Source organism: Aquabacterium sp. (assembly GCF_036273115.1).
Classification (GTDB): Bacteria; Pseudomonadota; Gammaproteobacteria; order Burkholderiales; family Burkholderiaceae_C; genus Aquabacterium.
Genome location: NZ_DASUIN010000028.1, coordinates 184,064 through 196,294, shown reverse-complemented (window position 1 = coordinate 196,294; position 12,231 = coordinate 184,064). Strand labels below are relative to the sequence as shown.

Sequence of the window (12,231 nt, the reverse complement as noted above, 5' to 3'; positions counted from 1 at the left end):
CTCCAATGCAAGCGGACTACGCAAGGTTTGTACCGCGTGCCGGGTTTGGGGTCAAAAGAGCGCACCGCGAGTGCGGGGTATGCGCCACAGGTCTCACATCCTGTTGGGTCGGTCTCTCAGCTGGCCTGCTTGATGAACTACCATCGTGTACAGCGCCCCACCCATTTCTGAAAACTCCAACTGGGTTCGATGAACGACATGAGCGACAAACGGATTCTGCGTGGCGACCTGCTGGACTTTGTTCAGGACCCGGGTTTTGCGCCGCCCCACGAGGCGCAGGGCGTGCGCTTTCGGTCGGACCACCTGGTTCTGATTGAACGGGGGCGAATTGACTCGGTCCAGTCTGCTTCGCAGCCACTGCCCCCCGCTTGGGAAAACGTGCCGGTCGCTGACCATCGGGGGCGGTTGATTCTGCCGGGGTTCATTGACACGCATGTTCACTGCCCTCAGCTGGATGTGATCGCCAGTTTTGGCACTGAGCTGCTCGATTGGCTCAACACCTACACCTTTCCCGCTGAGCAGCGGTATGCCGACCCCGAGGTCTCGCGCCAAGGGGCTGCGCGTTTCCTGCACGCTTTGTGGGCGCATGGCACCACCAGCGCAGTGGTATTCCCCACCGTGCACAAAACCAGTGCGCAAGCCTTGTTTGAACAAGCTTCGCAGGTGCAGATGCGCCTGATCACGGGCAAGGTTCTCATGAATCGCCACGCCCCCGACGGCCTGCGAGATGACGTGGCACAAGCGGAACGTGATTGCGTCGATCTGATTGCCCAATGGCATGGCAAGCAGCGGCAGGCTTTTGCCGTGACGGTGCGCTTTGCCGTGACCAGCACACCCGAGCAACTGGCCATGGCCGGCGCTCTGTGTGCCAGCCATGCCGGAACCTATATGCAGACCCATGTGGCCGAAAGCCGCGCTGAAGTGCAATGGGTGAGCGAACTGTTCCCAACCGCTCGAAGCTATCTGGACGTGTACGACCGTGACGGACTGATAGGCCCGCGAGCGGTTCTGGCGCACGGGATCTGGTTGGATGAACGTGACCGCGCCGTGCTCCGAGAGCGGGGGGCGCAAATCGCGCACAGCCCGTCGTCCAACCTCTTCTTGGGCAGTGGCCTGTTTGACTGGGCCCAGGCCCAGGGCGATGGGGTGAACGTGAGCCTGGCTAGCGATGTGGGCGGTGGCACCAGTCTGTGCCTGCTGCGCAATATGGCCGAGGCCTACAAGATTCAGGCCTTGCAGGGCACGCGGCTGACAGCCTGGAAAGCCTTGTACACCGCCACGCTGGGCGCGGCCAGCCACTTGGGGCTGAGCCAGGAGATCGGGCGCATCGAACCGGGTTGCATGGCTGATCTGGCCGTGTGGCGCTGGGCGGTGGGGCCGGTGGCCGAGCATCGCGATGCGCTGGCACGTGATGTGCTGCATGAACGAGTGTTCGCCTGGATGACCCTGGCCGACGAACGCAATCTGGTTTCAACCTGGGTGGCTGGGCAACCGGTCTATATGGCCTCCTCTTCGGAGGTATCTGCTGCATGACGTACAGACTGGAGTTGAAGGGCATCACCAAGCGCTACCCTGGCGTGGTGGCCAATGATGCGGTCGATCTGAAAGTGAAACCGGGTGAGATTCATGCCGTGCTGGGCGAAAACGGGGCAGGCAAGTCCACCCTGATGAAGATCATTTTCGGAGCGGTCAAGCCCGATGCCGGCTACATGCTGTTCAACGGCGAAGCCACGCAGATACGTTCGCCCCAAGAGGCCCGCGCGCTGGGTATCAGCATGGTGTTTCAGCACTTTTCGCTGTTCGACACGCTGACCGTGGCAGAGAACGTCTGGCTGGGGCTGGACCAACGCTACACCTTGAACGATGTGGCCAGCCGAATTCGTGCTGTCTCGGGCGATTACGGCCTGGAGGTGGACCCAGACCGACCGGTGCACGCTTTGACCGTGGGGGAGCGCCAGCGCGTGGAAATTGTGCGGGCCTTGATGACCAACCCCCAGTTGCTGATTCTGGATGAGCCCACCTCGGTACTCACCCCGCAAGCCGTCGAAAAGCTGTTCGTGACCCTTCGACAGTTGGCTTCCCAGGGCTGCTCGATTCTCTACATCAGCCATAAGCTCGATGAGATTCGGGCTTTGTGTGAGGGGTGCACCGTCATGCGAGGGGGGCGCGTATCGGGTGAAGTCGATCCTCGCAAGGAAAGTGATGCCAGCCTGTCGCGGCTGATGATCGGGCACGAGCCCCAGGAGTTGCAGCGGGCCGCGCCTACCTTGGGTGAAGTGGCCCTGTCTGTTCGTGGGCTGACGGTACCTCGGCACGACCCGTTCGGGGTGGATCTGAGCGACATTGCGTTCGAAGTGCGCGCCGGTGAAATTCTCGGCATTGCTGGTGTGTCGGGCAACGGTCAGCAAGCCCTCATGGCCCTGCTCAGCGGGGAAGACTTGCGAGCCCCGGTTGGGTCAATTCGCCTGTTCGATCACGACGTCAGCCGAGCTGCGCCTCGTGCGCGTCGTCATCTGGGTCTGAACAGCGTGCCCGAAGAACGTTTGGGGCGGGGGGCTGTGCCCACCCTGTCGCTGGCGCAAAACACCTTATTGACCCGCACCGACGCCATCGGCCCCGGAGGCTGGCTGCGCTTGCGAGGCGTGCGTGGCATGACGCAGGAGCTCATCGAACGCTTTCAGGTCAAGGCCAGTGGACCCGACGCCCCTGCGCGCAGCTTGTCGGGGGGCAATTTGCAGAAATTCATCGTGGGCCGGGAGATCGATGCCGAGCCCGAGGTACTGCTGATCTCTCAACCCACCTGGGGGGTCGACGTGGGCGCCGCGGCGCAGATTCGCAGCGAGTTGCTGCGCCTGCGTGATGCAGGCTGCGCCATTGTGGTGGTCAGCGAGGAGTTGGACGAGTTGTTTGCGATTTCTGACCGGCTGATGGTGATGGCCAAGGGCCGCTTGTCACCTGGTATCCCGATCGAACAGGCCTCGGTCGACCAGATCGGCGTGTGGATGAGCGGCCTGTGGCCCTCCAACGCGGGAGGTGCCCATGTTCAGGCTTGAGCCCAGGCCCGTGCCTTCGCGTTGGTTGGCGGTGGCTTCGCCCTTTCTGGCCTTGGCTGTGACCGTGCTGATAGGGACCTTGCTTTTTGCGCTGTTGGGCAAAGACCCAGTGCAGGGCTTGCGCATGTTCTTCTGGGAGCCTGTTCGCTCGGCCTATGCGTGGTCTGAGCTAAGTGTCAAGGCCACGCCCTTGGTGTTGATTGCCTTGGGGCTGGCTGTCTGCTTTCGGGCCAATCTCTGGAACATCGGGGCAGAAGGGCAGTTCGTCATGGGGGCGGTCTTTGCCGGCTGGGTGGCTATGCAGGCCACACCCACATCAGGTCCTGTCCTGCTGTTGGGCGTGCTGGCGGCGGGCGCACTGGGGGGCGCTGTGTGGGGTGGGGTGGTGGCGTGGCTGCGCCAGTCTTTCAACACCAATGAAATTCTGGTCAGCCTGATGCTGGTGTACGTGGCCGAGATGGTGTTGAGCTACCTCGTCTACGGGCCCTGGAAAGATCCGAACGGCTATAACTTCCCGCAAACGATCACCTTCCTGGAGGCGGCTCGCGTGCCACGTCTGGTGCCGGGCTTCCGCGCTCACATCGGTTTGTTGCTGGCTGGCGTGGCGGTCGTCGGGTTCATGGTGTTTTTGTACCGAACCTATGCCGGTTTTCAATTGCAGGTAGGTGGCTTGGCCCCCGCTGCTGCGCGCTATGCCGGGTTCTCGTCTGGCCGGGCCTTGTGGACGGGCATGCTGCTGTCTGGCGCCATGGCGGGTCTGGCTGGGGCGCTGGACGTGGCGGGGCCCCAGGGGCAACTCACGCCTTATGTGCCGATGGGCTATGGTTTTGCCGCCATCATCGTGGCATTTGTGGGGCGGCTTAACCCGGTGGGCATCGTGTTGTCAGCCATGTTGATGAGCATGTTTTACATCGGGGGCGAATTGGCCCAGTCGCGCCTCGGTTTGCCCAAAGCCCTCACAGGGGTTTTCCAGGGCCTGCTGTTGTTCAGCCTGCTGGCTTGCGACACCTTCATTCATCAACGTTTGCGCTGGGGGCGAGCCTCATGAGCGTGCTGCCAATTGAATCTGCCGCGCTGTTGTTGTCGGCCACCTTGCAGGCCGGCACCGTGGTGGCGCTGGCCTCGCTGGGTTTGTTGCTCAACGAACGGTCCGGAGTGGTCAACCTGGGGGCCGAGGGCATGATGCTGGTGGCCGCTGTTGCCGGTTTTGCCACGGGTGTCCATACGGGAAGTGACAGCCTGGGCTTTCTGGCTGGAGCCGGGGCCGGGGCAGTCATGGCGGCTTTGTTCGGCTTGCTGGCCATCTACCTCAACACCAATCAATACGCCACCGGGCTGGCCTTGAGTCTGTTTGGTGCGGGCCTGTCAGCGTTTGTGGGCTTGCCCTATACGCAGCAGAAATTGGGGGAGCGCGCGCATTTCGCCGTTCCGTACCTGAGCGATCTGCCATTTGTCGGGCCGGCCTTTTTCCAGCATCATCCGCTGGTTTACGGCAGTTTGCTTTTGACGCTGGGTTTGAGTTGGTTCCTGTACCGCTCTCGTGCTGGCTTGGTCTTGCGAGCGGTGGGCGAAGCACCTGAGTCTGCCCACGCACTGGGCTATCCTGTTCGCCGCATTCGACTGGCGGCAGTGATGGCAGGTGGGGCCCTGTGTGGTTTGGCAGGGGCCTATCTGTCCTTGGTTTACACCCCTTTCTGGGTGGAGGGCATGGTCGCAGGCAAGGGGTGGATTGCGCTGGCTTTGACCACCTTTGCCACCTGGCGTCCGGCCCGTGTCTTGCTTGGGTCTCTGTTGTTCGGTGGGGTGACCATGTTGCAGTTCCAGATGCAAGGGCAGGGCATCAATGTGCCCAGCCAGTTGCTGACGGCTCTGCCTTACCTGGCCACCATCGTGGTGTTGGTGCTGATTTCTCGCAACCCGCTGTGGATCCGCATCAATATGCCGGCCTCGCTTGGAAAGCCTTTCCACCCTGGGGCTTGAACGGCTGTTATCTGTTTTGTGTTGGAATCAAACTTGGATTGGAGATGACATGGCTTCTTTGGTGTCTCAACGTGCCTGGTTGAAGTGGGCCGGTTTGGCTGGTTTGACTGCCACCGCCGCGCTGGTGGGCTGTGGCAAGAAGGCGGAAGCCCCTGCCGAGGGTGCCTCGGAAGCGGCATCGGCCACCGCAGCTGCCAGTGCGCCTGCGCAACTCAAGATCGCGTTCGCCTACGTGGGCCCTGTGGGTGATGCTGGTTGGACCTATGCGCACGACCAAGGTCGCCAAGCCATCGAAAAGGAGTTTGGCGACAAGGTGAAAACCACCTTCGTGGAGAAGGTGCCTGAAGGGCCCGATGCCGAGCGCGTGATTCGCGACCTCGCCGGGCAGGGCAACCAATTGATTTTCGGCACCACCTTTGGCTACATGGAGCCCATGCTGAAGGTCGCCGCAGACCACCCGGACATCAAGTTCGAGCATGCCACTGGCTTCAAGACCGCCGGCAACATGCGCATTTATGACTCGCGCACCTATGAAGGCGCCTACATGGCCGGCGTCATTGCCGGCAGCATGACCAAGTCCAACACCTTGGGCGTGGTGGGCTCCATCCCCATCCCAGAGGTCATCCGCAACATCAACTCCTTCACTTTGGGCGCGCAAAGCGTGAACCCGAAGATCAAGACCAAGGTGGTCTGGGTGAACGGTTGGTTCGATCCGCCCAAGGAAACCGAAGGTGCGCAAAGCCTGATCAACCAGGGTGCTGACGTGCTGTTCCAGAACACCGACTCGCCCGCGGTGCTGCAAACCGCCGAGAAGGCCGGCAAGTTCGCTTTCGGCTGGGATTCCGATATGAGCAAGTTCGGACCCAAGGCTCATCTGGCTTCTGCCGTCATCAACTGGGGGCCCTACTACGTGAAGGCCACCAAAGATGTCCTGGAAGGCACCTGGAAAACCGGTGGTGTGTGGTGGGGCGTGAAGGAAGGCGCCATCGATGTGGTGTCCATCGCCGATCGCGTTCCTGCTGAGGTCAAGGCCAAGATCGACACCATCAAGGCGGGTTTGAAAGATGGCAGCTTCGTGATCTGGAAGGGGCCGATCAAGGCACAGGATGGCAAGGACTTGCTGGCGCAAAATGTGGTCGCCGACGACAAATTCCTGCTGGATCTGCATGTGTACGTTCAAGGGGTCGAAGGGTCGATCCCGTCCAGCAAGTAAAGCCCAAGGCCAGGAGACAGCATGGGGATCGCATCCGCCGCCAAGATTGACTCGCACAAGCTGCCTGCGTTGTTGCAGGCCATGCCCAAAGCCGAGCTGCATATGCACATCGAAGGCTCACTTGAGCCTGAGTTGATCTTCGCCCTGGCCCAACGCAATGGCGTTTCACTGAGTTACCCCTCGGTGGATGCCCTGCGGGCGGCGTATGCCTTCACCGATCTCCAGAGCTTTCTCGACATTTACTACGCCGGTGCCTCGGTTCTCCTCAAGGAGCAGGACTTCCACGACATGGCCTGGGCCTATCTCACCCGCTGCAAGCAGGAAAACATCTTGCGCACCGAGATGTTTTTCGACCCGCAAACTCACACCGATCGCGGGGTGTCGTTCGAGGTCGTCATCAAGGGGCTGACTTCGGCTTGCGAGCGTGCGCGTACTGAGCTGGGTGTCAGTGCAGCGTTGATTCTGTGCTTCCTTCGGCACCTGTCGGAGGAATCCGCGCTGGCCACGCTGGAAGAAGCCTTGCCTTATCGACACTTGTTCATTGGCGTGGGACTGGATTCGAGCGAACGCGGCCACCCGCCCGAAAAATTTGCCCGGGTCTTTGCTCGTTGCAAGGAACTGGGCTTGCACCTCGTCGCCCACGCGGGCGAAGAGGGCCCGCCCGAGTACATCTACAACGCCTTGGATGTGTTGAAGGTGGAACGCATCGACCACGGTGTGCGCTGTGTGGAAGACCCCGCATTGGTCCAGCGCCTGGCTCGCGAGGGCATGGCTTTGACTGTGTGCCCCCTGTCCAACGTGAAGCTGTGCGTGTTCAAGGATCTGCGTTCGCACAACCTGAAGTCGCTGCTGAACCAAGGTGTGAAGGTCACCATCAATTCCGATGATCCGGCCTACTTTGGTGGCTACCTGAACCAGAACCTGGTGGAAACTGCGCAGGCGCTCGACTTGAACGCCCAGGACGCCTATGTGCTGGCTCGCAACAGCTTCGAGGCCAGTTTTGCCTCGGCTGCGGAAAAGGCGGAGTGGATTCGTCGCCTAGACGAGACCTTCGAGCGCTTCGCTGCTTGACGCAAACACATAGCCATCCATGGCCAAATGGCCGTGGGTGACGCCTGAGTGAATGCGGCGGGCCACGTTCGGCGTCGCTTCACCTGGATTGCAGGCTGCGCCAGCCGCCAGGTAAAACGGCAGCCAATGTTCGTCGGTGGGGTGCATTTCCGTCGCGTACGGAGCCCGAGATCGGTAATGAAACAGGGCATCCCAGTCGCCCGCTTCGGTTTTCTCGCGAACCCATTCGCGGAAAGCCAGGCAGTCATCGTCTTCGTCTGCATCGACCGGTTCGGGTGACTCGAAGAAGCGGCGCAAGTTGTGGGTCAAGCTCCCCGACCCAATGATCTGAACGTTTTCTGCCCGCAGGGCTTGCAGAGCTTGCCCCTGTTGCATCAACTGCTGGGGTGTCGCCCGTGGTGTCAATGACAAGGGCACCACGGGCACATCGCCCGCTGGGTGGAGGTGCATCAGCAAAGTCCAGATGCCGTGATCCAGACCGCCTCGGTCCAGCCAGCGGCAGCCTCCTGGCAGACCGGCCATGAGTTCGGCCACGCGTCTGGCCACATCGGGCTCGCCAGCGGTGTCGTAGCGAACATGGTAGAGAGCTTCCGGGAAACCGCCAAAGTCATGGACGGTTTCGTGGCGGCTGGCACCCAACACCACAGGCGCCATGGTGGCCGTATGCGGCGACACGACCACAAACGCCTTGGGCTTACCCCAGATCTCGTTCATGCGAGGGCCCAGACGGTGCAAGAAGAGGCCGGCAGCGCCAGGCTCCAAGGCCATCATGGGCGACCCATGCGATAGAAACAGGGTGGGGCGGAGGTGATCAGGCATGGGCACGATCTATTCGATCAATTTGGGTGGGCTGGCAGGCAAAAACTGCACCGATGACAGCACGGCCAGAGCGATGGCCAGTGGAACGGTGGCCCCGTAACCCACGTATTTGAAGCCAAACGCGCCCACCATGGCGCCGATCGAAAATGACCCCACCAGCAGTGAGTGCAAGCCCAGCCGTGTCCAGTTGACCTCAACTTTGGGGGCATCAGGGTAGGGCGACGACCTGTTCCAGTACAGCAGCTTGCCGATCTCGATGCCGATGTCGGTGACCATGCCGGTGACATGGGTGGTACGAATCTCGGCGTTGGAAACCTTGGTGATCATGGCGTTTTGCAGGCCCATGACAAAGCTCAGCAGCGCCACCGTCCAGTAAACGGTGGCGGAAAACCCATGGTCGTTGAAATCATCGCCCAGGAGGCCAAAGGCCAGCAGCAACAAGGCTTCAACCAGCAAGGGCATGGAGTATTCGTGCCGACTCTTTTGTCTGCGTGCCCAGTTGATCATGATGGCGCAGGTGGCGGCCCCGCTGATGAAGGCCACCATGGCCACCACGCAGGCCTTGAGCAACGAGGTGTCACCCATGACCAGGGCGTCGGCAAAGCTCGAGACCATGCCTGTCATGTGCGAGGTGTACTGCCCCACTGCCAGAAATCCGCCCGCGTTGGTGGCGCCTGCAATGAACGCCAGGGAAGTGCCCAGGTGAATGTTGGTGCGGCGTGTGCGCTCCGGTGCGGTCAGGGTTCTCAGGTAATCAACAGGCATGGCAGGGCTGATCGGGTGACGTCACAATCACGCTTCCATCATCGCCGAAATTGCGGCGTCAGCAAGGTTTCCATGAGTGATTTCATTGGGGTGAAAGTCTCTGTTTGGCGTTGGGCCTGGACACAGATGCGGCGTGACTGGCGCTCGGGCAGCATGCGCTTCCTGTTGGTTTCGGTGGTGTTGGCCGTCACAGCCCTCAGCGCGGTGGCCTTCTTTGCCGATCGCATTGAAGCCGGGTTGGCCCGCGACGCCGCTCAGTTGATCGGGGGGGATGCCGTGGTGGTGGCCGACCAGCCCGTGCCAGATTCGATCGTACAGCGCGCCCGTCAGGCGGGGTTGCGGGTGGCACATACTGCGGTGCTGGCCAGCATGGCCCGTGCGCCAGACGACAAAGGCGGCGACAGCAAACTGGTGGCACTGAAGTCGGTCGATTCGGTCTACCCCCTGAGAGGGCGCCTGCAACTGGGTTCTGTGCTGCCTGACGGCACGGTCAAGCCCGAGCGCGTGGCCCCGGTGGGGGGGCCTTCACCTGGCAAAGCCTGGGTGGATGCCGGTGTTTTGCTGGCATTGAATCTCCAGGTGGGCGACAGCCTGTGGTTGGGTGACAAGTCATTTCCCATTGAGGCCGTGATTGCAACGGAACCCGATCGCGGCGCAGGCTTCATGACCTTCGCGCCCCGCGTCATGATTCGCCTGGGCGATCTGGCAGCCACGCAACTGGTTCAGCCTGCCAGTCGTGTGACCTATCGCTTGCTGACCGCTGGCCCGGCGCGCTCGCAGGATGCCGGATTCAGGCCGGATGCCTTGCTGCAGCCTGACCGCAAGGAGGCCATTGATCGGTTTGTGTCGGACACGCAGAAGGCCGTGGAGAACTTGCGTGGCGTGCGGGTTGAAACCATGGATCAGGGCCGACCGGAAATGCGCACCACCCTGGACCGGGCGGGGCTGTTTTTGCGGCTGGTGGCCTTGCTGGCGGGCTTGTTGTCGGCGGTAGCGGTTGCCATGGTGGCCCGCGATTTCGCGCAAAACCGGCTGGACGATTGTGCCTTGATGCGTGTGTTGGGCGTGCCCCAAGGCTTGATGGCCCGCATCTACACCGTCGAATTCCTTCTGGTGGGGGTGTTGGCCAGCGCAGTCGGCCTGGTTCTGGGCTGGTTCTGCCACCAGGTGTTTGTGGCCCTGTTGGCCAACCTGGTTTCCGTGAGCTTGCCTGGCCCCACCTGGCGTCCGTTTGCGGTGGGAACTGGGGTGGGCATATTGCTGACCCTGGGCTTTGGCCTGCCCTCGGTGCTGCAGTTGGCTCAGGTACCGCCTTTGCGCGTCATCCGACGTGATCTGGGAGGCTTGAAACCTTTGTCGCTGCTGGCCTGGTTTTCGGGCTTGGCCAGTTTGACCGGCCTGCTGTTGCTGGTGGCCCGAGACTGGAAGCTCGGCGGCATTGCCCTGGGGGGCTTTGCTGGCGCGGTGCTGGTCTTTGCCTTGCTGACTTGGCTGCTGGTGTATTTGCTGCGAGGCTGGAGCCAGCGGTGGACTGCGGGGGCGACGGCCTGGGCCTTGTCTGTGCGGCAACTCACCGCTCAACCTGTTCAAACCATGGTGCAGGTGTCTGCGCTGGCCATTGGTCTGCTGGCTTTGATGCTGCTCGTGTTGCTTCGTACTGACCTGATTGACAGCTGGCGCAACGCCACGCCACCTGACGCGCCGAATCGCTTCGTCATCAACATTCAGCCCGATCAGCAAGAGGCTTTCAAGGCCATGCTGAAAACCGGGGGCGTTCAGCAATTTGACTGGTACCCCATGGCGCGAGGGCGCCTGGTGGCGATCAACGGCAAAGCCGTGCACGCCACCGACTACAGCGAAGATCGGGCGCAACGCCTCGTCGAGCGCGAGTTCAACATCAGCCACGCGGCGCAGGCACCCACGCACAACGAAGTGGTGGCAGGGCGCTATGTACCCAACGAACCCGACGCCTTCAGTGTGGAGGAAGGGTTGGCCAAAACCCTGGGGCTGAAACTGGGCGATCGTTTGCGCTTCGACTTCGCCGGGCAGGTGCAGGAAGGGCGGATCACCAGTTTGCGCAAGGTCGACTGGTCCTCCATGCGGGTCAACTTCTTTGTGATTGCGCCCCAGGCCGAGATGCCGCAGTGGCCCATCACCTATATCAGCGCGTTTCGTTCACCTGCCAGCGGCACCTTGGACCGCCAGATGGTGCAGGCCTTCCCGAACCTGACCGTGGTGGATGTATCGGCCACGCTCGCGCAGATCCAGGCCATCCTGGGGCAGGTCATCACTGCGGTGGAGTTTCTGTTCGCTTTCACCCTGGCCGCCGGCCTGATCGTGCTCATGGCTGGGCTGCTGACCACGCGCGAAAGGCGTGCTGCTGACTGGGCCATCTGGCGCGCCATGGGGGCCACGCAGGGGCTGTTGTCGCGTGTTCAGTGGGGAGAATTGTGGATGCTGGGGGCGCTGTCTGGCGCGCTGGCCGCATCAGCGTCGCTGATCATCGGCTGGGCACTGGCTGCCAAGGTGTTCGAATTCGAGTGGCATGCTCAGTGGTGGTGGCCCATCCTGGGGGCCTTGGTGGGTGCCATCCTGGCCGGGGGGGCAGGTTGGTGGAGTCTGCGCGGTGTGCTCCAGCGGCCAGTCATGACCGTGCTGCGCCGCGCAGACTGAGTCCGATCAGTGATCAGCCAGGCTGTTGATCAAGCCCATTTCCGAGCTGCTCATCAAAGACTCGATGTCCATCAAGATCAGCAGGCGTTCGTTCACATTGGCAATGCCAGTGATGTAGGTGGTGTCCACCACCGAAGTGCTCATTTCGGGCGCGGGCTGCACCATTTGCTCAGCCAGTTGCATCACGTCGCTGACCGAATCCACCACAGCGCCGACCACGCGACCACGCACGTTCAGCACGATCACCACGGTGAAGCTGTCAATGCCAGCCTGACCATCTTCGTTCAGGCAGTTGAACTTGACGCGCAGGTCGACGATGGGAACGATCACGCCGCGCAGGTTGACCACGCCCTTCAGGTAGGACGGGGCGTTGGCAATCTTGGTGGGGGGCTCGTACGAGCGGATCTCCTGCACCTTCAGGATGTCGATGCCGTACTCTTCGGTACCGAGGCGGAAGGTCAGGTATTCGCGACCGGATGCCGCATGACGGACTTGGCGTGCCTGATTGGCTCGCGCACCGAAACCGTGCGGGGCAACCCCGGATACTGCGGGTGCCTTGGTGGGGGCTTCTTTTAGGGCTTCCATGCTCGTCCTCGATTCAATCGTCGTGCGCCGAGCGGGGCGCACACCGTGTTTGACTTTCCAGTAGGACTATCG

At 61.7% G+C, this 12,231-nt stretch carries 10 protein-coding genes; 7 read left to right on the top strand and 3 right to left on the bottom strand.

Going from position 1 to position 12,231, the window contains the following annotated elements; genetic code table 11:
* Positions 1 to 198 precede the first annotated feature (198 nt).
* From guaD to VFW72_RS12850, 6 genes are read left to right on the top strand one after another with little or no spacing between them, the layout of a single operon-like run.
* Positions 199 to 1,533, top strand: coding sequence for a guanine deaminase (gene guaD / locus VFW72_RS12875; RefSeq protein ID WP_329674695.1), 1,335 nt, complete (start codon positions 199 to 201; stop codon positions 1,531 to 1,533).
* Positions 1,530 to 3,053: an ABC transporter ATP-binding protein gene (locus VFW72_RS12870; protein WP_329674694.1), complete on the top strand. Its 1,524-nt coding sequence runs from the start codon at positions 1,530 to 1,532 to the stop codon at positions 3,051 to 3,053. Before guaD ends, VFW72_RS12870 begins: the two co-directional genes overlap by 4 nt.
* Positions 3,040 to 4,101 (top strand): ABC transporter permease, encoded by a 1,062-nt coding sequence (locus VFW72_RS12865; RefSeq protein ID WP_329674693.1) that lies wholly within the window; start codon positions 3,040 to 3,042, stop codon positions 4,099 to 4,101. The genes VFW72_RS12870 and VFW72_RS12865 overlap by 14 nt, the downstream gene beginning before the upstream one ends.
* An 11-nt stretch (positions 4,102 to 4,112) precedes the next feature.
* Positions 4,113 to 5,033, top strand: coding sequence for an ABC transporter permease (locus VFW72_RS12860; protein WP_329674730.1), 921 nt, complete (start codon positions 4,113 to 4,115; stop codon positions 5,031 to 5,033).
* A gap of 49 nt (positions 5,034 to 5,082) precedes the next feature.
* Positions 5,083 to 6,246 (top strand): BMP family ABC transporter substrate-binding protein, encoded by a 1,164-nt coding sequence (locus tag VFW72_RS12855; protein ID WP_329674692.1) that lies wholly within the window; start codon positions 5,083 to 5,085, stop codon positions 6,244 to 6,246.
* 21 nt (positions 6,247 to 6,267) lie between these two features.
* Positions 6,268 to 7,317, top strand: coding sequence for an adenosine deaminase (locus VFW72_RS12850; RefSeq protein WP_329674691.1), 1,050 nt, complete (start codon positions 6,268 to 6,270; stop codon positions 7,315 to 7,317).
* On the opposite strand, the gene VFW72_RS12845 is transcribed toward VFW72_RS12850, so the two are convergent.
* Entirely contained in the window at positions 7,285 to 8,136 is an 852-nt protein-coding gene (locus tag VFW72_RS12845) for a class III extradiol ring-cleavage dioxygenase (protein WP_329674690.1), read from the bottom strand. The genes VFW72_RS12850 and VFW72_RS12845 overlap by 33 nt on opposite strands.
* A gap of 9 nt (positions 8,137 to 8,145) precedes the next feature.
* Positions 8,146 to 8,901, bottom strand: a complete 756-nt coding sequence (locus VFW72_RS12840) for a YoaK family protein (RefSeq protein ID WP_329674689.1) — start codon at positions 8,899 to 8,901, stop codon at positions 8,146 to 8,148.
* A gap of 72 nt (positions 8,902 to 8,973) precedes the next feature.
* Between VFW72_RS12840 and VFW72_RS12835 the strand changes: the two genes are divergently transcribed.
* On the top strand, positions 8,974 to 11,574 hold the full coding sequence (locus tag VFW72_RS12835) for an ABC transporter permease (protein ID WP_329674688.1): 2,601 nt from the start codon (positions 8,974 to 8,976) through the stop codon (positions 11,572 to 11,574).
* Between the two features lie 6 nt (positions 11,575 to 11,580).
* On the opposite strand, the gene VFW72_RS12830 is transcribed toward VFW72_RS12835, so the two are convergent.
* Positions 11,581 to 12,159, bottom strand: a complete 579-nt coding sequence (locus VFW72_RS12830; protein WP_329674687.1) for a chemotaxis protein CheW — start codon at positions 12,157 to 12,159, stop codon at positions 11,581 to 11,583.
* Positions 12,160 to 12,231 lie beyond the last annotated feature (72 nt).